The sequence below is a fragment of the Streptomyces lushanensis genome, from assembly GCF_001700515.1.
In the GTDB taxonomy this organism is placed as follows: Bacteria; Actinomycetota; Actinomycetes; order Streptomycetales; family Streptomycetaceae; genus Streptomyces; species Streptomyces lushanensis.
In genome coordinates this window covers 1-21344 of sequence record NZ_MAUD01000273.1, presented here as the reverse complement: position 1 = coordinate 21344, position 21344 = coordinate 1, and the positions used below count along the sequence as shown (strand labels likewise).

The following is a 21344-nucleotide window of genomic DNA, read 5'->3' as shown; positions in this document are numbered from 1 at the left end:
CGCGGCCCGCTGACGTGCTGACATGCCGCCTTCTCCGCCTCACGTCCCCGGGGGCCTGTGGCGGTCCTCCAAGTAGCGCGTGTGGGTCTCCTGGCGGCGGGACTCCGCCTCCCGCAGGGCCGTCGCCAGGGCGCGGGCCTCGTCGTAGAGGATCGTGAGCTGGCGTTCGAGGTGGCGTTCCGGGGGTTCGGTGCCCGGTTGGAGGCGGGTCCACCAGCGGGTGCGGACGAAGGTGTCCACCGACTCCGGGACGTCCTGGCGGATCGCGCGCGACAGGCTGTGCACACCCTCCGCGTCCCTCGCCAGCGCGTCCGCGACCCAGCCGGGCTCCAGCAGGGCGGCCAGGACCTCCGTGAGTTCGGTGAGGCGGCCCGCCGCGGTCGGCGGGAGCTCGACCTCGGCGAGATAGGCGCGGAGCTTGCCGAAGTCGGCGCGGATCTCGTCCAGTTGCTCCGCCGGATTGGCGAAGGCCGGGGCGTCCGGGCGTTCCGGCGGCGCGATCAGCGCGCCCGCGCCGTACAGCCCGGCCACCACCACCGGCCAGTACGCGCCCGCCAGACCGGTGAAGGTGAGGGCCAGGCCGCCCACGCCCGCCGCGCTGCCCACCAGGTTCTTGCGCGACTCCAGATACGTCAGTGCCCTGCCGAGCGATCTACTGGTAGCCACGGATCTCCTCGAAGGCGCCGTCGAGCGACTCCTGGCCACCCGTCGCGTCGAACAGCCGGCCGCCCGTGAGCTCGGCGATGTGCTCCAGCTCCGCGCGGTCGGAGTCACCGAAGAGGATGGGGAAGACGGGAGTGGACCGCCGGTCCGGCGGCAGCTTCGCGTAGAAGCCGTCGAAATCGGCGGCCTTCGCGCCGGTCGTGTTCTCGCCGTCCGTCATCAGGACGATCGAGGTGAAGGCGTCCGCGCCCGAACCGCTCCTGCCCAGATGGGAGTACGCCTCCTGCAGGCTGCTGAAGATCGCCGTGTCGCCGGACGCCGACAGCGCCCTGGCGTCCGCGCGGATCGCGTCCAGCGCGGCGGCCCGGCCGTCCGGGTCCACCGTATGGCTCAGGACCTTCTTCACCTCGGAGCCGAACGGCATCAGCGTCACCTCCTCCCGGTCGCGGAACCGCTCGCCGGTCGCGGACTCGTCCGTACCGGTCAGCCCGGCCAGCGCGTCCTTCAGCCGGGAGAGCCGTTCGCCCTCCATCGAGCCCGAGGTGTCCAGCACGTACACCGTGCGGGAAGGCCGGCGGAGCTGGTTCTCGTACGCGTCGAGCAGTCCGTCGGCGACCGAACGCGAGCCGGGGAAGGGCAGTTCGCGCCGCTTGTCGGTGGCCAGACCCGCCGCGGGCGGTACGGACGGGACGACCGGGCGCCGGAACGTCTGCTCGGTCAGCGCCTTCTGCGCCTCCGCGCCGCGGAGGTACGAGGTGAGCGCCTGGCCCGACTCCCGCGCGTCCTGCGGCGCCGAGGTCAGCAGCGTGAACGGGTAGTCCGCGGTCACCACCCCGTCCTTGGGGCGGATCACGGTCAGTCCGGTGCCGCTGTCCCGGTTCATGGAGAGCAGCACCGACTCGTAGTTGACGAGCGCGTCGACGCTGCCGCGCCGGGTGTACGCCGTGGCCAGCCACCCCGACGAACCGGAGGTGAGCTTCTGCCCGGTGAAGAACTCCTTCAGCTTCCCCTTCGCCCGGCTCACATCCGCGTCCGTGAGCGCCGCCTGCGCGCCCGAAAGGCCGGAGGCCACCGAGATCAGCGCGGAGAAGCCGGAGTTGGAGCGCACGGGGTCGGTCATCCCGTACGTCAGCTTCCCGGCCACGACCGCCTGGTGCACCTGCGACCAGGTGACCTCGTCGGGCTGCCAGCCGAGCCGCCGCACGGTCTCCGTCCGCACCCCGAGCGCGACCGGCGAGGACATGATCGGTGTCTCGTTGGTGATGCGCTCACCGACACCGGGGCTGAGCCGCAGATAGTCGTTGGACGACAGCCACACCGCGTCGTACTTGCCGTCCGCCTTGCCGGAGGCGATCAGTTCGGCGGCGTCCAGCGTGCCGGTCCAGGTGGCGCGCACCTTCACCCCGGTCTTCCGCTCGGCCTGGTCCAGCACGCCCCGCATGTCGGCGAGTTCGCTGGAGGCGAGCACGCGCAGGGTGCCCTCGCGGTACGGGATGTCCGCGCCGGGATCGGGATCCCTGGTGGCGCCGTCCCCGCCGCTGGTGCACGCGGTGGCGGCCAGCAGGGCCGCCACGAGGACACCTATGCCCGACAGCCTCCGTACACCGGCCGGCTTCCGTCTCACCGAAGTCCCCCTTCCAGCGCGCCCGCCGACCGGGTCCGCTCCAAGTATGTGCTGGCGCTCCGGAGTTCGGCCGTCAGCGATTCCACCGTCGACGCCATCGACTCCGTCGCCTGGATCTTGTACGTGTCGATCGCGTCCAGCGTCCGGTAGATCTGCTGGAACGCGGAGCGCAGCGTCTCCGCGCCCACCGCCGGATCCGCCGCGATGCGCTGGATCTCGCCGCTCTGGGTGGCGAGCATCTCCGCGTTGCCGCGGATCAGATCCTCCGTCGTGGAGCGCAGGACGTTCACCTGCTCGGTCACCTTGCGCTGGTTCTCCAGCGCCGAGGAGAGCATCACCGCGATCCGCAGCGCCGAGACCGTGGTGGTCGCGGCGCGGTCGACGCCCTTGATCAGTTCCTCGTTGTTGCGCCGTACGACATCCATCGCCAAGTAGCCCTGCGCGCACACCGCGAGCTGCGTCAGCAGGTCCTGGTGCTTCTGCCGGACGGGGAAGAGGACATCGGCGCGCAGCGCGTCCGCCTGCGCGGGGTCGGTGAGGCCGAGCGAGGTGGCGCGCTCCTCGACCGCCGTGTCCAGCGCCGAGGTGAGCACCGCGTACTCCTGGAGCTTGCCCATGGTCTCCCACAGCCGCGTCCGCTCGGTGTGCAACGCGGCGTTGTCGCGCCGGAGTTCGTCCTGGCCGCCCCTGAGCGAACTCACGATCTTGTTCAACGTGCCCTGCGAGGAGGCGTACTTGGCGGCGTGGTCGCGCAGCTTGTTGCCGCCGGGCAGCTTGGACAGGAACCTGCGGGCTCCCTTGCCCGGGGTGTCGCGCGGATCCAGGTCCTCGACGGTACGGCGCAGTTCGACCAGCGAGGAGGAGACCCGGGACTGGGCGTCCTCGCCGCCGGAGGACAGGGAGTGGATCGTACGGTCCAGCATCCGGTTGGACTGCTGGGCGGCGCTGCGGATCTCGCCGGATCCCAGGTTGGCGATCTCGCCGATACGGGTGGTGAATTCGGGCGAGCGGGAGTCGATCGTGGCGAGCGAGCCGACGTACTCCGTGGCGCGCCGTGTCATCTCCGCGCGTACGGAGTCGTCGAGCGGCACCAGTCCCGCCGCCTGCTCGGTACGGATCGGGGCGACGGGTTCGGGCGGGGTGAGGATCAGCTCCGAGCCGGCCGGGCCGGGGCTCTGGTCTGTGGACATGCGGTTCCCCCTGAGGCTTTGACGAGAGCGGAGTGCTACGACCGGGCCCGCTGCGCCATCGCGTGCAGCCACTCGGTGGTGGGCACGGGCGCCTGGCGGACGCCGGTCAGCCGCTGGTTGAGGAAGGCCTGGTACGGGGCGGTGGCGGTGGTGAACTCCGCCGCGGCTCCCTGCGGGCGGAAGCCGTGCCGTACCGCCAGCTCGCGCAGGCGCGTGTCGGTGGTGAGCAGCGCGCCGAGCTCCCGGCCGTTGTCGGTGAGCGGTACGAGCGTGTGGTCGCTGATGACGGTGGTGTCCGGATAGAGCACCACCAGATCCCCGACCTCCTGCTTCTGGAGCAGCACCGAGGCCACCTGCGATTCGTAGACCAGCACGAGCGGGTTCCCCACGCCGCTGATGAAGTCGCGGAAGGGCGCGTCGGAGCTGGTCTGCTGGGCGCCCTGGACGACGGTGAGCTGCTTGAGCAGCGGCGCCGTGCGGGCCACGGCCGCCTTGTCGCTCACGACCTTTCCGCCGTTGTCGACGTAGGACGCGGCGGCGAGGTAGAGCGCGCCCGAGTTGGAGGTCATCGGGTCGGTGCTGGCGATGAAGACCGTCCCGGTCAGCTCGGCATGGGCCGAGGCGCCCTTGAGCTGCTGCCAGGTGCGCTCCTTGCGCGCCGCCTCCAGATACGGGCCCATCCGCAGGGTGCCGCGTGACTCGCCGTCCAGGGCGGCCAGCCCGTTGCGGGCCAGCACCTCGGCGGCGGAGCGGTGGGCGACGACCACCAGCGGCGAGTAGAAGGGCCGCGGCGGTGTGCCGGGCACCTGATACTTGTCGGCCAGTTCGTCGGCCGGTGCCGTGGACGAGGGGAAGGCGAAGTCGGTGCCGTCGAGGGTGAGTTCCTCCATGGCCCAGGACCCGGAGGTCTCCGTCTTCACGCTGAAGCCGTGCTCGTCCAGCGCCTTGACCACATCGGGGTCGGCGAAGAACTCCGCCTTCTCCGAACCGATGACTCCCCGCACGGTCTTCGTTGCCGTGTCTGATACCTGGCTCTCTCGGCCTGCCACGACGGCTGCTGCCACTCCGCCGATCAGCAGCACCGCCAGGAAGATTCCCACGATGCGTTTCACGTACGAAGCGTGCTCGCGGAGACCCACATTCCGGGGGGAGTTGAGTGTACGGGGGGTGAAGTGCCCATCCCGGAAAGGAACCGGAGGAAAGCGTTCACGGTGCGGACGGACCGGGCAAACGTCACCGGTGCCGGGAGAGGCCCCCGGAGACGCTCACACGAAGATCGACTGGAGGCGCTGATAGGAGGCCAGCCCCTCCGTGCCCAGCTCCCGTCCGAGTCCGCTGTCCTTCTCCCCGCCGAACGGGGCGCCCAGATCGGTCCGCCTCCCGTTGACCGAGAAGACGCCGGTGCGGACGCGGCGGGCGAGCGCGATTCCGCGGTCCGTGTCGCCGGTCCACACGCTGCCGGACAGACCGTAGGGGGAGTCGTCGGCGAGACGGGCGGCGTCGGCGTCGTCCTCGTACGGGATCACACACAGGACGGGCCCGAAGATCTCCTCCCGGGCGATGGCGGAACCGTTGTCGACGTCCGCGAAGAGGGTGGGTTCGACGAACCACCCCCTGTCCAGGTGCCGGGGACGGCCTCCTCCGGTCACCAGACGGGCCCCTTCCCGCGTTCCCTCGCGGATGCGGCCCTCCACCCGCGTCCGGTGCCTCTCGCTGACCATGGGGCCGACCTGGGTGGCCGGATCGAAGGGATCACCGACGGCGAGCCCGTCCATCATGGACGCCACCGCTTCGACGCTCTCCTCGTAACGGGAGCGCGGCGCCAGGATCCGGGTCGACGCCCAGCACGTCTGACCGCTGCTGAACATGGTCGTGGCCGAGAACGCGGGGCTGTTCGCCACGGCCTCGACATCCACGTCGTCGAGCAGGACGGCAGCGGACTTGCCGCCGAGTTCGAGGGTGACGGGCCTGAGCAGGCGTGCGCAGCTCTCGGCGATCAGCCGTCCGACGGCGGTCGACCCGGTGAACCCGATCTTGTCCACGTCCGGGTGGGCCACGAGTGCGGCGCCCGCCCCGGCGCCGCCGGACACGATGTTCATGACCCCGGCCGGCAGGCCCGCCTCCATGGCCGCGTCGGCGAGCGGGACGGAGTCCAGCACGGTTTCCGGTGACGGTTTGAGCACCACCGCGCACCCGGCGGCGAGGGCGAAGGCGTATTTGAACGCCGCCAGCGACTGGGGGAAGTTCCAGGGGGCGATGGCTCCGACCACTCCGACGGGTTCCTGGCGGACCAGCGTGCCGCCGGTGCCGTCGGCCCGTGCCCGCATGTGTTCGAGCGGCCCCCGGGTGATCAGTCCGGCGGCCAGCCGCAGCAGGACGGCGGGAGTACGCCCCTCGACCGACTCCGAGATCACCACGGGCATGCCGTTCTGGGCCGTGACCTGCCGGGCGATCCGGCCGGAGCGGGCCTCCAGCGCGTCGGCGAAGCGGTTCAGGGCCTCAGCCCGGCGCGCGGGTTCCCAGTGCGCCCATCCACACGGGTCGTCGAAGGCGGCGCGTGCGGCCGACACGGCCGTGTCGACATCCACCTCATCGGCCTCCGGGACCGATCCGATGGGCTGCTCGGACAACGGGGAAGTCACCGTGATCCGGGCCGCGGAGTGCGGGACGGCCCATCGGCCGCCCATGAACAACCGGTCGTGTTCCATCGTCGACGCCACCAGACCGTACGTATCCGGGCTCAGGCCGCGGGTCCCGCGTGGTCCGGCCCTCCGGCTCTGGCGCCGGCGAGCCGCCGGATCCCGCACCTCTCCCCTGGGAAAGCCGTGTCACGCGCTCCTTTGTTCCCCGGGGCCGTTCCCCCAAGGGCTGTTCTCCGGGGCCGTCAGCGGGCGGCGAGCAGACGCCGGTCCTGGGCGTCCGCGGATCCCTCTGCGGCCGGCGCCTCGTTCAGCGCGGCGGTGTGCGCGTCCATGCGCTCGGCCGAGAGGATCGCCGCCGCGGTGTCGGCGCGCGAGGCGGCCACCACCAGCGCGCGGCCCGCGAGGGCGAGGGCGCGGCGGTGCAGGGCGGCGGTGTCGGCGCCGGTGAGCCCGGCGCGGCGGGCCGGCGGGGTGCCGCGCAGCCTCGCGATCTGCCCGGCGATGCACTCGGCGGGCTCTTCCAGACCCAGCTCGTCGGTGACGGCGAGCAGTGCGGAGAGATGTCCCGCGAGCTGGATGTTCAGCTCTTCCTCGCGGGTGCGGTGCGGGAAATCGGCGCGGTCGGCCATCGAGTGGACCGACTTCGCGCGGATCGGCTCATACATGAGGATGGCCTCCTGGCATCGTCAGGAGGCCATCCTACCTTGGATTCAGTCTAAAGTTGAGTGCGGTCCGGGGGCTTCTGGTGCGGGGTTTGTCCGCGCGGTGCGCGGCCGTACGCGCTCGGCCTACGGCTGCGCGTACCCCTCCAGGAAGCTCCCGATCCGGGTCACCGCGTCCGTGAGCTCCTGGACGGCGGGCAGGGTGACGATCCGGAAGTGGTCCGGCTCCGGCCAGTTGAACCCCGTGCCGTGCACCACCATGATCCGCTCCGCCCGCAGCAGATCGAGCACCATCTGCCGGTCGTCCTTGATCTTGAAGACCTTCGGATCGAGCCGCGGGAACAGATAGAGCGCGCCCTTGGGCTTCACACAGGTCACGCCGGGGATCCGGGTGAGCAGCTCGTACGCCGTGTTCCGCTGCTCCAGGATCCGGCCGCCGGGCAGCACCAGGTCCTCGATCGACTGCCGGCCGCCGAGCGCGGTGGCGACCGCGTGCTGGGACGGCATATTGGCGCACAGCCGCATGTTCGCCAGGATCGTCAGCCCCTCGATGTACGAGGCGGCGTGCGCCTTGGGGCCGCAGACCGCGAGCCAGCCGGAACGGAAACCGGCCACCCGGTAGTTTTTCGAGAGCCCGTTGAAGGTGAGCGTCAGCAGATCGGGCGCGATGGCCGCGGTGGGGGTGTGGGTGGCGCCGTCGTACAGGATCCGGTCGTAGATCTCGTCGGAGCAGACGACGAGATGGTGGCGGCGGGCGATCTCGGTGAGGGCGGTGAGCATCTCGTCGCTGTAGACCGCGCCCGTGGGGTTGTTCGGATTGATGATCACGAGCGCCTTGGTGCGGTCGGTGATCTTCCGCTCGATGTCGGCGAGGTCCGGCATCCAGTCGGCCTGCTCGTCGCACCGGTAGTGCACGGCCGTGCCGCCGGCGAGGGAGACGGAGGCGGTCCACAGGGGGTAGTCGGGGGCCGGTACGAGCACCTCGTCGCCGTCGTCGAGCAGCGCCTGCATCGACATCTGGATCAGCTCGGAGACACCGTTGCCGAGGTAGATGTCCTCGACGTCCAGCTCGATGCCCTTGGTCTGGTAGTGCTGCATGACCGCGCGCCGGGCGGACAGCAGCCCTTTCGCGTCGCCGTAGCCGTGCGCGTCGCCGAGGTTGCGCAGGACGTCTTCGAGGATCTCGGGCGGGCACTCGAAGCCGAAGGCGGCCGGATTGCCGGTGTTGAGCTTGAGGATGCGCTGGCCCGCCGCCTCCATCCGCGTCGCCTCGTCGAGGACGGGGCCCCGGATCTCGTAACAGACGTTTGCGAGCTTCGTCGACTGGATGACCTGCATGTCCGCGAGCTTACGGCTGTGCAACCGGACCCGCGTGGTGTTTCGGGACACGTCAGCCGCGCGGGGGATCCTGTGCGGCGGGCGGGGGAGTGCGGCGGGCGCGCGGAGCACGGGTGTGCGGTACGGCGCGGGCGCGGGCCGGCCCGGCGGCGCGGGCCGGCGGCGCGGCACACCGGGGGTCGCGGCACACCGCTCACGGCTCCCCCTCGTACGGCGGCGCGCGACATCGTTCGGGGGTGTTCAGGGGTGGTAGATCGACTGGAGCTGCTGGAAGGAGCGCAGTCCCTCGGGACCCAGCTCCCGGCCCAGCCCGCTGTCCTTCCTCCCGCCGTAGGGGGAGGTGATGTCCGGCAGATAGCCGTTGATGCCGCTCGTGCCGGTCCTGATACGCCTGGCCACACGGTCGCCCCGGTCGGGATCGGTGGTCCAGACGGTGCTGGCGAGCCCGTACGGCGAGTCGTTGGCGATGCGCACCGCGTCGTCCTCGTCGTCGTAGCGGGTGACCGTCAGGACCGGGCCGAAGATCTCTTCCCGCGCGATCGCGGACGCGTTGTCGACGTCCGCGAAGATGGTCGGTTCGACGAACCAGCCCTGTTCGAGTCCGGCGGGGCGGCCTCCCCCGGTGGTCAGACGCGCGCCCTCGGTCCGGCCCCTGCCGATGTATCCCTCCACGCGTTCGCGCTGCCGCGAACTGACCAGGGGGCCGATCTGTGTGCCGGGGTCCAGCGCGTCGCCCACGGTGGCACCAGCGGCCAGCGCGGTGTAGAAGTCCACGACCTCCTCGTAACGCTCGCGCGGCGCCAGGATCCTGGTGGACGCGAAGCAGGTCTGGCCGTTGTTGAGGAAGCTCGCGGTGAAATGCTGTTCGGCGTGTGCCGCCAGGTCCGCGTCGTCCAGGACGACGGCCGCCGACTTTCCGCCCAGTTCGAGAGTGACCGGTCGCAGCAACTGCCCGCAGGCGGACGCGATCCGGCGTCCCGCGGCGGTCGAGCCGGTGAAGGCCACCCGGTCGACACCGGGGTGCGTGACGAGATGGGCCCCGGTCTCGGGTCCTCCGGGCACGATGTTGACCACACCGTCGGGGATACGCGCCTTGTCGACGGCCTCGGCGAGCACGACCGAGTCGAGCACCGTCTGGGGCGCGGGCTTGAGCACGAGTGTGCATCCGGCCGCCAGAGCGGGGGCCACCTTGAAGAACGCGATCACCTGGGGAAAGTTCCAGACCATGATCGCCGCCACCACTCCCGCCGGCTCACGCCGCACGGTGGTCGTCCCCAGGGGTATCCCGTCGCGCTGCTCCTCCTCCGGGGTCTTGGACGCGAGCTCGGCGAAGTACCGCAGCAGCATGGCCGGCACGGCGCCCTCGAAGACACGGGCGGTCGAGACCGGCATACCGTTCTGCGCGCTGACGCTCCGCGCGGTCTCCCCGCTCCTGGCGTCCAGCTCGTCCGCGAGCCGCAGCATGGCCGCGGCGCGGCGGTCCGGTGTCCAGCTCGGCCAGCCACCGGGCGTGTCGAACGCGGTCCTGGCGGCGCGGACCGCGCGGTCGACATCGGCCTCCATCCCCTCCGGTACGACGCCCAGAGGCTCTCCGTCGCCGGCGGAGGTGACGGTGATCCTTCGGTCGGTGGACGGCCGGACCCAATTCCCTCCGATGTAAAGGCGATTCATTTCCATGACGCAATTCCCTTCCCGCGGTGACGCGGAGGGGCCTTCGATTGTTTTTGGCTTCAGTGATTTTCAAGGGTACGGTCCGTCCGGTCGGCCCGCAAAGATGCGGCGGGGCATGACGGCGCGGGCCGTGCGGGCGCACGGAATCATCGGACACCGGCGGGGAATGCGGGATTTCGGTCGGCGGCCCCGATTTCCACGCCGCCGCCGTACGCGCTAGCGTTGAAGCGACAGACGCTTCCCATGAGCGGATTTCGCGGGCAGAGGGCGGGACCATGCCTGGTGCTGAGACTTTCGACTATGTCGTCGTCGGGGCCGGGAGCGCGGGCTGTGTGCTCGCCGACCGGCTCAGCGCGGATCCGGCCGCGCGGGTCCTGCTCCTCGAAGCCGGCGGAGAGGGAGCCACCGACACCATCCGCACACCCGCCACTCTCGGACTGCTCTTCAAGTCGGATGTCGACTGGAATTACCGGACGGTCGAACAGAGGCGTACCCGAAGGGCTTTTTACTGGCCGCGGGGGAAGGCCCTGGGCGGGTCTTCCGCGACGAACGTCATGATCTACGCCCGGGGAAACCGTGATGACTACGACGGCTGGCGGGATGATTTCGGTGCCCGGGGCTGGGGATACGCGGACGTCCTTCCGTACTTCATGAAATCGGAGACCCACAGCCGGCTCGCGGGCCCCTTGCACGGCCGGAACGGTCCCCTTCATGTGGAGGACCGCGTCTACAGCCATGAGCTTTCCGGTCTCTGGGTGGATTCCGCCGTGGCCTGGGGACTCGACCGGACGGACGACTTCGCCGGCGCCTCGCCTCTGGGCGCCGGTTTTTACCATGTGACCTGCAAGGACGGGCGCCGGTGGTCCACGGCCGACGCCTATCTCGGTCCCGCTCTGCCCCGGAGCAACCTCACCGTCCGCACCGGTGCGCTGGCCACCAGGGTCGTCATGGACGGTCTCAGGGCGGCGGGTGTCTCCTATGTGCGGGACGCGCGGGACGGGGCCGCGCGGGAGGAAACGGTGTACGCCGAGGCCGAGGTGCTGCTGAGCTGCGGGACGGTCAACACTCCGCAGCTCCTGATGCTCTCCGGGATCGGTCCGGCCGGACATCTGGAGGAGCACGGCATCGAGGTGGCGATCGCGTCGGACGGGGTGGGCGCCCGTCTTCAGGACCACCTGCTGACTCCCGTGGTCTGGCGGACGGAGAACACCACCGACATCGTCCTCGACCTGCTGACACCGGAGAACCTCGAACGCTGGCGGCAGGGCCGCGGCGGCCCGTTCGCCTCCAACTACGCGGAGGCCGGCGCCTTCCTGTCCGTACCGACGGCCGCGCCGAGGCCGAACACACAACTGATCGGCGGGCCCACGGCGTTCATCCTCAGCGGTGAGGTCAGGCCGGACGAGCCCGTCTTCACCATGAATGTCACGGCCCTGAACCCGCGCAGCCGCGGTCGGCTCAGGCTCGCCTCGAAGGACCCCCGGGCGCATCCCGTCATCGATCCGGACTATTTCGGCGATGCCCGGGACATGGAGACCACGGTCGCCGGAATGCGGGCCGCCATCGGCATAGCCGAGTGCGACCCGCTGGCGGAGTATCTGCGGCGCCCCTATCTGCCGGACGTCGAGGACCTCGGCGCGCTCGACGACGGGGCGCTGGCCGAGCACGCGCTGAGGTGGAGCGGAAGCGCCTACCACGCCGCCGGTACGTGTGCCATGGGCTCGTCCGGGAGCGCCGTGGTGGATCCGGAGCTGAGGGTACGGGGAGCGCGGGCGCTGCGCGTGGTGGACGCCTCGGTCATGCCGGCCCTGCCCGGCGGCAACACGAACGCCCCCACGGTCATGATCGCGGAAAAGGCGGCCGACCTCATTCTGAACGGGCCGTAGGCCCCGCCGGACGGGTCTTCTCCGCGCGGGTGCGGAACCGGTCGGAACCGGTCGGCGCCGGTCCGCGTGGGCCGAAGGGACCGGCCGGGTTCAGACCGCGCGCAGTGCCCCCGGGCGGCGGCCGGTGAGGGTGTCCAGGGCCGTGGACGTGGCCTCGTCGGCCGGCAGATGGACCAGCAGCCGCTGGCCTTCGGCCTCGGGCAGTTCGAGCGTCTCGTCCAGCAGCCGCAGTTCACCCGCGCCCGGGTGCACGAGCCGCCACCCGCCGGGATTCGCGGTCATCCGGGGCGCGGCGGCCCAGCGCTCCGTGAACGGCGCGCCCACGCCGAGCGTCAGCTCCTCGACGAGCGCCGCGAGATGCGGATCGTCGGGTACCGAGCCGGTCTTCAGCCGGCCGACCTGCTCGTCGGCGGCGCGGGACCACTCCGGGTGCGCGGCACGGGCCCGGGGATCGGTGAGCATGTACCGGACGAGACTGGGCGAGGGCGCGTCCAGCAGGCCGAGCGGGCGGACGAGCTGCTCGTAACCGGTGGTGAAGGCGAGCACCTCGGTGAGCCGGTTCAGCAGGACGGCGGGCGTGGGCTCCAGCCGGTCCAGCACCGCGCGCAGAGTGGGACGTACGGTCCTGGCCGGCGGCCGGCCCGCGCCCGGACAGAGCTTGAGGGTGTCGCCGGCCGCCTTGACCCGGTGCAGCAGGGCGAAGCGCTCCTCGTCGGTCAGCCGCAGGGCGTCCGCGAGCGCGGTGAGCACCTGCGGGGACGGATGGCGGTCCCGGCCCTGTTCGAGCCGGGCGAGGTACTCGACGCTGATACCGGCGAGGGTGGCCAGCTCGGAACGGCGCAGACCGGGCGTACGGCGCCGGCTGCCGTCCGGGAGCCCCACCTCGGCGGGGGTGACGGACTCGCGGCGGGCACGCAGGAACAGGCCCAGCTCGTTGTCGCTCACGCCAGGCAATGTACCGGCCGGGCCGCGCGCCGGGAGCCGCCTGATCGTGGCCCTGTCACTACTAGCCTCGCCCCGGTGTTCCTCGGACCGGCGGACTGCGGCACGTTGAACCCGGGGGCCCGCGTCCGGCGGAGCCCCTCCGCGGTCTTCCTGTGGTTCTTCACACGCCGCCGTACGCACACCGTGCGACGTACGCACACCGTCCGAGGGGTCATCCGTGTTCATCGCCTACACCGTTGTCGGCATTCTGCTCGCCGCCGTCCTGACGGGCTCCGCCGTCGCCACCTTCACCAAGCAGGAGGCGGTCGTCGGTTCGATGTCCAAGCTGGGCGTCCCGGACTCCTGGTTCCCGCGTCTGGCGGCGCTCAAGGCGGCGGGCGCGGTGGGACTGCTGATCGGCATCTGGGTCCCGGCCCTCGGCGTGGCCGCCGCGATCGGCGTGGGCCTCTACTTCATCGGCGCGGCCGTCACGCACTTCCGCGCCAAGGACTACGCGGTCGCGCCGGTCGTCGTCATCTTCCTCCTGGCGGTCGCCGCGCTGGTGCTGCGCCTGGCCTCGGCCTGAGTCCGGAAGGGGATCCCGTGTGACGGACGCCCTCGTCCGGCCGGGTGCCTACCGCGCCGCCGGCCGCCGTACGGACCTGCCCGCCAGGACATCCGTGCGGCGGCCGTCCTCGATGACGGGACGGCCGTCGATCAGCACGTGCGGGATGCCCACCGGCAGGACGCGCGGTGAGGCGAAGGTGGAGCCCGCCGCCACCGTCGCCGGGTCGAAGAGGACCAGGTCGGCCCGGTGGCCCTCGCGGATCAGGCCGCGGTCGGGCAGGCGGAGGCGGGCGGCCGGGCGGCCGGTGAGATGGGCGACGCACTCCTCCAGGGAGAGGACGCCCAGGTCGCGCGCGTACCGGCCCAGGTAGTGCGGGAACGTGCCGTACGCGCGCGGGTGCGGCTTCGCGCCCTGGAGGATGCCGTCGCTGCCGCCCGTGTGGACGCGGTGGCGCATGATCGCGCGGACGTTCTCCTCGTGGCCCACGTGCTGGAGGATCGTCGGGCCCAGCCGGTCCTCGATCAGCAGCCGGCGGGCCGTCGCCCACGGTGTCTCGCCGCGCGCCCGCGCCGCCTCCGCGACCGTACGGCCGACCTGGTCCGCGAGCTGCGGCGCCGAGACACCGGAGATCTCGATCGTGTCCCACTCGATGGGCACCCCGTGGCAGCCGTCCGAGCCGACGACCTCCAGATGGTGGCGGATCCGCTCCGCCGCCGCGTCGTCCCGCAGCCGCTCCAGGACGGTGTCCGGACCGCCCTCGCCCGCCCAGCTCGGCAGCATCGCGACGAGCGTGGTGCAGCCGGGCGTGTACGGATAGGTGTCGAGGGAGATGTCCGCGCCCGCGTCCAGCGCCCGGTCGAGCAGCGCGAGCAGCTCGGGCGCCCTGCCCTTGTTCACGCCGAAGTTCATGGTGGCGTGGGCGAGATGGAGGGCGCAGCCCGCGTGACGGGTGAGCGTCACCATCTCCTCGTACGCCTGGAGCGCGCCGGCGCCGTACGACCGGTGGTGCGGGCAGTAGTAGCCGTCGTACTCCGCCACCACCCGGCACAGCTCGGTCAGTTCGGCGTCGCCCGCGTACATCCCGGGCGTGTAGGTCAGCCCGGAGGACATCCCGACCGCGCCCTGTTCCATGGACTCGGCCACCAGCCGCTTCATCCGGGCGAGTTCGGCGCCGGTCGCGGGCCGGTCGTCCCAGCCGACCGCGTGCATACGGACCGTGCCCTGCGGGATCAGGTACGCGGCGTTGACCGCGATGCCCCGGCCGCCGAAGCCGTGGTCGAGCCGGTCGAGATACTCGCCGACCGTGCGCCAGTCGAAGTCGACGTCCGTGTCCTCCGGCGCGCCGCCGTTCCAGCCGGCGATCGCCCGCCGCACCTGCGCCAGGGTCGCGTCGTCGACGGGCGCGTACGACAGCCCGTCCTGGCCAATCACTTCCAGCGTCACACCCTGCGCGGCCTTCGCGGAGTGGTCGGGATCGCGCAGCAGCGCCAGATCGCTGTGCGCGTGCATGTCGATGAAGCCGGGGGACAGGGCGAGTCCGCCAGCGTCGAGGACCCGGGCGCCGCCGAGGCGGGCGCCGCCGTCCGTCTCGGTGCGTATCGCGGCGATACGGCCGTCCGTGACGCCCACATCGGCGCGGTACGAAGGGCCGCCCGTACCGTCGACGACACGAGCGTCCCGCAGGACGAGATCCATGACCGGCCCCTCAGAAGAACGTACGGATGAGGTCCGAGACCGTGCCGTCCGCCTCCACGAGCGGAATGAGCTGCCACTTGTCGAACGAGGTGCACGGGTGCGACAGCCCCATCCCCACCCAGTCGCCGACCTCCAGCTCCGCCCCGGGCGCGGTGGTCAGCCAGCCGTGCTGGTCGGACAGTCCGGTGACCGTGATCCCGGCCGCCGGGCGGATCTCGCCGGTGCGGCCGTCCCGTACGACCTGGGCCTCGGGCAGATCCAGGTCGTGGGCGGCGTCCCGCTTGCCGGCGTTGACGAAGGCCTGGCCGGGCGAGGGACGGGAGACGACCTGGGCCCAGAGCCGGAAGGCGGGCTGGAGAGAGCCCTCCTCGGGGACGCGGTTGAAGGGGGTGAGATGGCGGTAGTGGCCGTCGTCGTGGGAGATGTAGGCGCCCGAGCGCAGCAGCCTGAGCACCGGACGGGAGAGCGGGGGGATCTCCGCGAAGACGTCCGCGACCGCGTCGAACCAGGCGCTGCCGCCCGCGCTGATGACGATCTCGTCGGGTGCGCCCGGGTGCGTGTCCGCCGCCCCTGACCGGACCTCGAAGCGGCCCGCGTGGTCGAAGTCGGCCGCCAGCGCGACGAGCCGGCGCAGCCACGCGCGGACGGTGTCACCGTCGGCCGCGGGCACCTCGCCCTCGTAACCGGCGACGCCGGCGAGCCGCAGGGTCTCCGTCGCCGCCACCGCGTCGGCGACCGCCGCGCACTCCGCCTCCGTACGGGCTCCGGTACGGGCGCCCTCGCCCGCGCCCAGTTCCACCACCACCTCGACCGGGCGGACCGCGCCCGCCGCCCGCAGCGCCTGGTCCATCAGCTCGGCACCGCGTACGGAGTCGACGTAGCAGAGGAACCGGAAGCCGGGATCCCGGTCCAGCTCCGCGGCGAGCCAGCGCAGCGCCGCCGCGTCGACCAGCTCGTTGGCGAGGAAGATCCGCCGGATGCCGAACGCCCGGTAGACGCGCACCTGGTGCGGAACGGCGGCGGTGATGCCCCAGGCGCCGTGGTCGAGCTGGCGCGCGAAGAGCTGCGGCGACATCGAGGTCTTGCCGTGCGGCGCGAAGGCCAGGCCGTGGCGCGCGGAGTAGGACTCCAGGAGGGCGAGATTGTGCTCGACCGACTCGGCGGAGAGGGCGAGGACGGGCGTGGTGAAGCCGCCGGTGAAGAGGGAGCGGCGCTGGGCGGCGAGCGCGGCGACGGTGAGGCCCTCGGCGTCCGGCGGCAGGCCCTTGAAGCGGTGGTCGACGCGCTCGTCGCCGAGCGCCGCGCTCGCGTCCGCGTCGGTGCCCGCGACAGCTGTGCCTGCCGTGACACCCGTGCCCGCCGTGCCTGTGCCCGCCGCCATGGGAGCCTCCCGTTGTTGTGGCAGTCGTTTGTTTTGACAGTGTCGTTGCAATATTTGCAACGACCATTGCGTATATCGCTCACCGCTGTCTAACATCCGAGCGACAACGGGTCAATGGTGATCCCATCGAACATCACGACCGGGCATCACGACCGGACATCCCGAGCGGCGAGGAGCCTCAGCGTGACCGGAACCCTTCCGCAGGCGCGCGCGGAGGTCGTCTGTCTCGGTGAGTCCATGGTCACCTTCCTGCCCTCGCGCCCCGGCCCGCTCGCGGACGTACCGTCCTTCGACCGTACGATCGGCGGCGCCGAGTCCAATGTCGCCTGTGCGCTGGCGGCGGCCGGGCACCGGGTGCGCTGGATCAGCCGGGTCGGCGCCGACGGCTTCGGCGACCATCTCGTCCGCTCGGTCGCGGCCTACGGAGTCGACACCTCGGGCGTGCGCCGGGACCCGCACCGGCCCACCGGTGTCTACTTCCGCACGGCGACGGACCGCGCCACCGACGCGCACGAGGTCGTCTACTACCGGGCGGGCTCCGCCGCCTCCGCGATGTCGCCGCAGAACATGGCGCCGGAGGACCTGTGGTCCGGGACGCTGCTGCATCTGTCGGGTATCACCGCCGCGCTCTCGGACGGCTGCCTGGCGCTGATGCGGGCGCTGACCGCGCGCGTCCCCGGGCGCCCGCTGGTCTCCTTCGACGTCAACCACCGCCCGAACCTGTGGCGCGACCCGTCCGGCGTCCGGGTGCTGCTGGACCTCGCGCGCGGCGCCGACCTGGTGTTCGTCGGGGAGGACGAGGCCGCGGCGGCCTGGGACCTGCACGGCGCGGAGGAGATCCGCGCCGCGCTGCCCGAGCCGCGGACACTGGTGGTCAAACGCGGCGCGGCGGGGGCGACGGTCCACACGCGCGAGCCGGAGCGCGACGCCGTCGCCGACGGCACCGAGGGCGCGGCGACCGCCGGGACCGCGTACGGGCACGACACCGTCGTCTCCGTGCCCGCCCTCCGTGTCGACGTCGTCGCGCCCGTCGGGGCCGGGGACGCCTTCGCCGCCGGGTTTCTCTCGGCGACCCTGCGCGGGCTGCCCGCAGCCGCCCGGCTGCGGCACGGCCATCTCATGGCCGCCGCCGCGCTCACCGTGCCCGGCGATCTCGGCGCGCCGCCCGCGCGCGCGGACGCCGACCGGCTCGCGGCACTCGACGCGCGGGCGTGGGGGAGACTTCGTCTCGGCCCCGGCTGGACGGAGGCCACGGAGCAGGAGGTACGTACCCCATGAGCCAGACGGTCGACCGCGCGCTGAGCATCCTTCCGCTGCTGGCCCAGGGACCAGCCGATCTCGGGCAGGTCGCGGACCGGCTCGGTGTGCACAAGTCCACCGCGCTGCGGCTGCTCCGTACGCTCCATGAGCACGGGCTCGTCCACCGCCAGCAGGACCAGCGCTACCGCCTCGGCGCCCGGCTCTTCGCGCTCGCGCAGGAGGCCGTCGAGAACCTGGACGTACGCGAGATCGCGCACCCGCATCTCACCGCGCTCAACGAGGAGATCGGCCACACCGTCCATCTCGCCGTGTACGAGGAGAACGAGGTCCTCTACATCGACAAGGTCGAGAGCCGCTATCCCGTCCGCATGTACTCACGGATCGGCAAGCCCGTCGCCATCACCGTCGCCGCCGTGGCCAAGCTCCTGCTCGCCGACCTTCCCGAGCCCGAGCGCCGCGCCGTCGCGGAGAAGCTCGACTATCCCGCCTACACGTCCCGTTCGACACCGAACGCCGCCGCCTTCCTGAAGGAGCTGGCGACCGTGCGCGAACAGGGCTGGGCCACCGATCTCGGTGGCCACGAGGAGTCCATCAACTGTGTCGGCGCGCCGGTCCGCGGTACGGACGGCCGGGCCGTCGCCGCCATGTCGGTCTCCGCGCCGAACGTCGTGGTCACCGCCGAGGAGCTCCTCACCCTGCTTCCGCTGGTACGCCGTACCGCGGACGCCATCAGCCGGGAGTACTCCGGCACGGCCCCCGTCGGCACCGCTCCCGGCACCGCCGCCTCCAGCACCACCGTTCCCAGCAACACCGCACCCAGCACCACCGTTCCCAGCAACACCGCACCCAGCACCACCGTTCCCGTCAAGGACACGTCCGAAGGATGAGTGCCACATGACCGAGAAGACCGCTCTCACGCCCGCCACCCACACCGCTCCGCCGGCGAGGTTCTCGCACGGCGTCCGCAAGGGGAACATCCTCCAGGTCGCGGGCCAGGTCGGCTTCCTGCCCGCCGTCGAGGGCCGGGCGCCCACGGTCGCGGGACCGACCCTGCGCGAGCAGACCCTCCAGACGTTCGCCAATGTCCGGGCGATCCTGGAGGAGGGCGGCGCGAGCTGGGACGACGTCATGATGATGCGCGTCTATCTCACCGACGTGGACCACTTCGCCGAGATGAACGCGGTCTACAACGCGTACTTCGAGGAGCAGGGCCTGAAGGAGGCGCCCGCCGCGAGGACGACGGTCTATGTGGGCCTGCCCAAGGGGCTGCTGATCGAGATCGACGCGCTCGCCGTCCTCGGCTGAGCCGCTCGGCCCGCGCTCCGGACGGCCGGTCAGGAAGCGATCTTCGCGCAGACGTAGTTCTCGTCGTCGTCCACCTCCCACCAGTAGTCCGGGCAGCCCGGTTCACGGCCGCCCGACGGCATCCCGTAGTAGCCGGTGATCTGCATGATGTACGCGTAGCCCCTGGGCACCGAGTCGGCGCCGCAGTTCCATACGGTCTGGAGGCGGCCGGCGCCGACACGGTTGTCCTTCTTCTTGGCGACGAAGCACTGGCCCGGAGCGTATTTCCGGGAGACGCAGAGCGTGGTGGTCACCCCGTCGTCTCCGCTGTTCGTCCAGATCTGCTGGTCGTCGCCGCCGTCGCAGTCCGGGACGGACCGGGCGGAGGCGGCGAGGTCCACCCGGTTGTAGGCCTCCGGCGCCGAGCAGTCGACACGCTTCGGTACGGCGTCGCTCCAGCGGCCGAAGCCGTCGTCGTGCGAGCTGAGGCACTCCCCGGTCCGTACGGCACGGAAGGCGAGGTCCACGGCGCTCGGGGCGGGCGCCGTGGAGGTGTCGCCGGGACGCGAACTCCCGCCGTAGGAACCGCCACTGCTCGACGACGATGACGACGAACCGCTGGAGGTCGAGGTGCTGGTGGTCCCGGACTCCCAGGGGCGCCAGACGAAGATGACGACGAAGGCGATGACAAGGAGGAACACACCGCCGCCCGAGGACTTCTTCGCCGTCGTCGCCGGGCTCGTCGTGGCCGCCGGGCCCGTGGCGGCCGATGCCGGACGCCGTCCGCCCGCCGGGCGTGATCCGGCGGGGGAGCCCGGCCCGGAGGAGCCCTGTCCTGCGGAGCTCCGCCCGGAGGCGGCCCGGCCGTTGGCGCCCTGACCGCCGGCGCCCCGGCCCGTGGAGCTCCGACCGCCGGCGCTCCCGCCGGTGGCCGGTCCCGCCGCCCGTGAGCGGCCGTCGGCCGTGGCGTCCTTCTGCCCGGCCTTGTCCCGTTCGGCCCGTTCGCGCTCGGCCTGCTCCCTCTCGATCCGCTCACGGGCCGCGCGTTCCTGTTCGGCCCGTATCTCGGCCATCTCCCGGGCCACGCGCTCGCGCTGGGCCCGGCGCTCGGCCCGCTCCCGTTCCGCGCGGTCGTGCTCGCGGGCGGCCCGCTCCCGTTCCCGTTCGGCGCGCTCCCGCTCCGCCCGCTCCCGCTCGGCCTCCTGCGCCTCCTCGGCGCGGGTGCGGGTGTACTCGCGCGTCGGGCCGGGGTCCCGTACCCCGTGCGTACGCTGGTCCGCCGTCGGGTCGTCGGGGCCCGCGCCCGGCACGGCCCCGGGCCCGCCGCCCTCCCGCAGCCTGCGGCCCTGCTGGTCGTACGCCTCGATCAGCGCCGTCCAGCGCGGCGGCAGCCATCTGCGGCCACTGTCCGACACCGGCAGCCCGACGAGAGCGGCCTTGAACTGCGCGAGGACATCGGCCGGCCGGGGCCGGGCGCCCGGATCGGACGCCAGACAGGGACGTATGAGCTGATCCAGCTCGCGCGGCAGCCCGCTCAGCTCCAGCTCGCCCCTGGCCACCCGGGCCAGCAGTCCCAGCGTGTCGCCGTCATGGGCGTACGGCGGCCGGCCGACGGCGAGATGGAAGAGTGTCGCGCCCAGCGAGTAGATGTCGGAGGCCGCCGTGGACGGCTCGCCTCTGGCCTGCTCGGGAGAGGTGAAGGCGATCGTGCCGAGCGTGAGGCTGGTCCGGGTGAGATCGCTGGCGTGGGAGATCCCGAAGTCGATGACGCGCGGGCCGCCCAGCGGAAGCAGTACGTTCGGCGGCTTGATGTCACGGTGGACGATGCCCGCGCCGTGCAGCGCGACCAGCGCGGCCGCCACTCCCGCGCCCACCCACCGCACCGCCGAGGCCGGCGGCTGCCCGGCCGTCCGTACCAGCTCGCCGAGGGACGGCGCGGCGATGTACTCGATGGCCATCCACGGCCGGGCCGCGTCGGCGTCGGCGTCCAGGACCCGGGCCGTGTAGCCGCTGTCGACCCGCTGGGCCACGGCCACCTCACGGGCGAACCGGCGCCGGTCGACATCGCTGACGATCCCCTCGGCGAGCAGCGTCTTGACGGCGACCAGCCGCCGGCCGGAGCGCGCCAGATAGATCCGGCCCATTCCCCCTGTGCCGAGTCTGCCGATGATCCGGTACGGGCCGAGAGCCGCCGGGTCGTCCGTACCCAGCCGCTCGATCTTCACCCCGGACATGCCAGACATGCCAGAACTCCCCCCGCAGACCCCGGTCGATTCCGGTGTGCGGTGGATAACACGCCTGGCGCGTACGCCCCGTTCCCGCCACGGGCGGGGAATTCACCGGATCCGGAATCCTGACGTGCCCGTCCGGGCCGACGCGGTCTTGCGCGATCACTGTCCCTCCGCTTTGGTGACGTGGGTCACATGAGGGGGGCGAGTGGGAGGCGACGACACGAATGGCGGACACGACGGGTGCGACGGGCGACACGGGCGCGACAGGCGAGAGGGGCGCGACGGGTGCGACCGGTGCGCCGGGTGCCGGGGCCGGCTCCGGAGC

General features: G+C 72.0%; 17 protein-coding genes. 5 read left to right on the top strand and 12 right to left on the bottom strand.

Annotation, left to right across the window (positions count from 1 at the left end; all coding sequences use genetic code 11):
- Positions 1-39 precede the first annotated feature (39 nt).
- From BFF77_RS21710 to BFF77_RS21675, 8 genes are all read right to left on the bottom strand, one after another.
- Entirely contained in the window at positions 40-666 is a 627-nt protein-coding gene (locus tag BFF77_RS21710; RefSeq protein WP_211280293.1) for a hypothetical protein, read from the bottom strand.
- The gene (locus BFF77_RS21705) at positions 653-2287 is read right to left on the bottom strand and encodes a substrate-binding and vWA domain-containing protein (protein ID WP_245703634.1); all 1635 of its coding nucleotides are present in this window, start codon (positions 2285-2287) and stop codon (positions 653-655) included. The genes BFF77_RS21710 and BFF77_RS21705 overlap by 14 nt, the downstream gene beginning before the upstream one ends.
- Positions 2284-3477, bottom strand: coding sequence for a toxic anion resistance protein (locus BFF77_RS21700; RefSeq protein WP_066952472.1), 1194 nt, complete (start codon positions 3475-3477; stop codon positions 2284-2286). Before BFF77_RS21700 ends, BFF77_RS21705 begins: the two co-directional genes overlap by 4 nt.
- 35 nt (positions 3478-3512) lie before the next feature.
- Positions 3513-4589: a hypothetical protein gene (locus tag BFF77_RS21695; RefSeq protein WP_066952476.1), complete on the bottom strand. Its 1077-nt coding sequence runs from the start codon at positions 4587-4589 to the stop codon at positions 3513-3515.
- A gap of 153 nt (positions 4590-4742) precedes the next feature.
- Positions 4743-6197: an aldehyde dehydrogenase gene (locus tag BFF77_RS21690; protein ID WP_342671251.1), complete on the bottom strand. Its 1455-nt coding sequence runs from the start codon at positions 6195-6197 to the stop codon at positions 4743-4745.
- Positions 6198-6361: 164 nt separating this feature from the next.
- Positions 6362-6784 carry an SCO4983 family protein gene (locus tag BFF77_RS21685; protein WP_066952470.1) on the bottom strand — a complete coding sequence of 141 codons (423 nt, stop codon included), beginning with the start codon at positions 6782-6784 and terminating at the stop codon, positions 6362-6364.
- A gap of 123 nt (positions 6785-6907) precedes the next feature.
- The gene (locus BFF77_RS21680; protein WP_066952468.1) at positions 6908-8119 is read right to left on the bottom strand and encodes a pyridoxal phosphate-dependent aminotransferase; all 1212 of its coding nucleotides are present in this window, start codon (positions 8117-8119) and stop codon (positions 6908-6910) included.
- 240 nt (positions 8120-8359) lie between these two features.
- Complete coding sequence (locus tag BFF77_RS21675) at positions 8360-9796, bottom strand: aldehyde dehydrogenase (RefSeq protein ID WP_066952467.1); 1437 nt, start codon at positions 9794-9796, stop codon at positions 8360-8362.
- A gap of 269 nt (positions 9797-10065) precedes the next feature.
- Here BFF77_RS21675 and BFF77_RS21670 point away from each other — a divergent pair, with 269 nt between their 5' ends.
- Positions 10066-11676: a GMC family oxidoreductase gene (locus BFF77_RS21670; RefSeq protein ID WP_066952465.1), complete on the top strand. Its 1611-nt coding sequence runs from the start codon at positions 10066-10068 to the stop codon at positions 11674-11676.
- A gap of 90 nt (positions 11677-11766) precedes the next feature.
- Here the strand turns inward: BFF77_RS21670 and BFF77_RS21665 are convergent, their stop codons facing one another.
- Entirely contained in the window at positions 11767-12621 is an 855-nt protein-coding gene (locus tag BFF77_RS21665; protein WP_066952463.1) for a helix-turn-helix domain-containing protein, read from the bottom strand.
- A 217-nt stretch (positions 12622-12838) separates the two neighbouring features.
- Here BFF77_RS21665 and BFF77_RS21660 point away from each other — a divergent pair, with 217 nt between their 5' ends.
- Positions 12839-13186, top strand: coding sequence for a DoxX family protein (locus BFF77_RS21660; RefSeq protein ID WP_066952461.1), 348 nt, complete (start codon positions 12839-12841; stop codon positions 13184-13186).
- A 48-nt stretch (positions 13187-13234) separates the two neighbouring features.
- Here BFF77_RS21660 and BFF77_RS21655 read toward each other — a convergent pair whose 3' ends face one another.
- Both BFF77_RS21655 and BFF77_RS21650 read right to left on the bottom strand, forming a co-directional pair.
- Positions 13235-14863 carry an N-acyl-D-amino-acid deacylase family protein gene (locus tag BFF77_RS21655; RefSeq protein ID WP_066952459.1) on the bottom strand — a complete coding sequence of 543 codons (1629 nt, stop codon included), beginning with the start codon at positions 14861-14863 and terminating at the stop codon, positions 13235-13237.
- A gap of 10 nt (positions 14864-14873) precedes the next feature.
- Entirely contained in the window at positions 14874-16244 is a 1371-nt protein-coding gene (locus tag BFF77_RS21650) for an alanine racemase (protein WP_066952458.1), read from the bottom strand.
- A gap of 114 nt (positions 16245-16358) precedes the next feature.
- On the opposite strand from BFF77_RS21650, the gene BFF77_RS21645 reads away from it, so the two are divergent.
- Genes BFF77_RS21645 through BFF77_RS21635 form a run of 3 tightly spaced genes read left to right on the top strand, consistent with a single transcriptional unit; the run spans position 16359 to position 18809 of the window.
- Positions 16359-17522 (top strand): sugar kinase, encoded by a 1164-nt coding sequence (locus BFF77_RS21645; protein WP_079125369.1) that lies wholly within the window; start codon positions 16359-16361, stop codon positions 17520-17522.
- Positions 17519-18391 carry an IclR family transcriptional regulator gene (locus tag BFF77_RS21640; RefSeq protein WP_079125368.1) on the top strand — a complete coding sequence of 291 codons (873 nt, stop codon included), beginning with the start codon at positions 17519-17521 and terminating at the stop codon, positions 18389-18391. Before BFF77_RS21645 ends, BFF77_RS21640 begins: the two co-directional genes overlap by 4 nt.
- 7 nt (positions 18392-18398) lie before the next feature.
- A complete protein-coding gene (locus BFF77_RS21635; RefSeq protein ID WP_066952454.1) occupies positions 18399-18809 on the top strand; it encodes a RidA family protein in 411 nt (136 codons plus the stop codon).
- Between the two features lie 29 nt (positions 18810-18838).
- On the opposite strand, the gene BFF77_RS21630 is transcribed toward BFF77_RS21635, so the two are convergent.
- The gene (locus tag BFF77_RS21630; RefSeq protein WP_079125367.1) at positions 18839-21031 is read right to left on the bottom strand and encodes a serine/threonine-protein kinase; all 2193 of its coding nucleotides are present in this window, start codon (positions 21029-21031) and stop codon (positions 18839-18841) included.
- Between the last annotated feature and the right edge of the window lie 313 nt (positions 21032-21344).

Coding starts and splice junctions, on each gene's coding strand:
- BFF77_RS21700 (WP_066952472.1), bottom strand. CDS start 3,477: ATGTCCACAGACCAGAGCCCCGGCCCGGCCGGCTCGGAGCTGATCCTC.
- BFF77_RS21685 (WP_066952470.1), bottom strand. CDS start 6,784: ATGTATGAGCCGATCCGCGCGAAGTCGGTCCACTCGATGGCCGACCGC.
- BFF77_RS21680 (WP_066952468.1), bottom strand. CDS start 8,119: ATGCAGGTCATCCAGTCGACGAAGCTCGCAAACGTCTGTTACGAGATC.
- BFF77_RS21675 (WP_066952467.1), bottom strand. CDS start 9,796: ATGGAAATGAATCGCCTTTACATCGGAGGGAATTGGGTCCGGCCGTCC.
- BFF77_RS21670 (WP_066952465.1), top strand. CDS start 10,066: ATGCCTGGTGCTGAGACTTTCGACTATGTCGTCGTCGGGGCCGGGAGC.
- BFF77_RS21655 (WP_066952459.1), bottom strand. CDS start 14,863: ATGGATCTCGTCCTGCGGGACGCTCGTGTCGTCGACGGTACGGGCGGC.
- BFF77_RS21650 (WP_066952458.1), bottom strand. CDS start 16,244: ATGGCGGCGGGCACAGGCACGGCGGGCACGGGTGTCACGGCAGGCACA.
- BFF77_RS21645 (WP_079125369.1), top strand. CDS start 16,359: ATGGTGATCCCATCGAACATCACGACCGGGCATCACGACCGGACATCC.
- BFF77_RS21640 (WP_079125368.1), top strand. CDS start 17,519: ATGAGCCAGACGGTCGACCGCGCGCTGAGCATCCTTCCGCTGCTGGCC.
- BFF77_RS21635 (WP_066952454.1), top strand. CDS start 18,399: ATGACCGAGAAGACCGCTCTCACGCCCGCCACCCACACCGCTCCGCCG.
- BFF77_RS21630 (WP_079125367.1), bottom strand. CDS start 21,031: ATGTCTGGCATGTCCGGGGTGAAGATCGAGCGGCTGGGTACGGACGAC.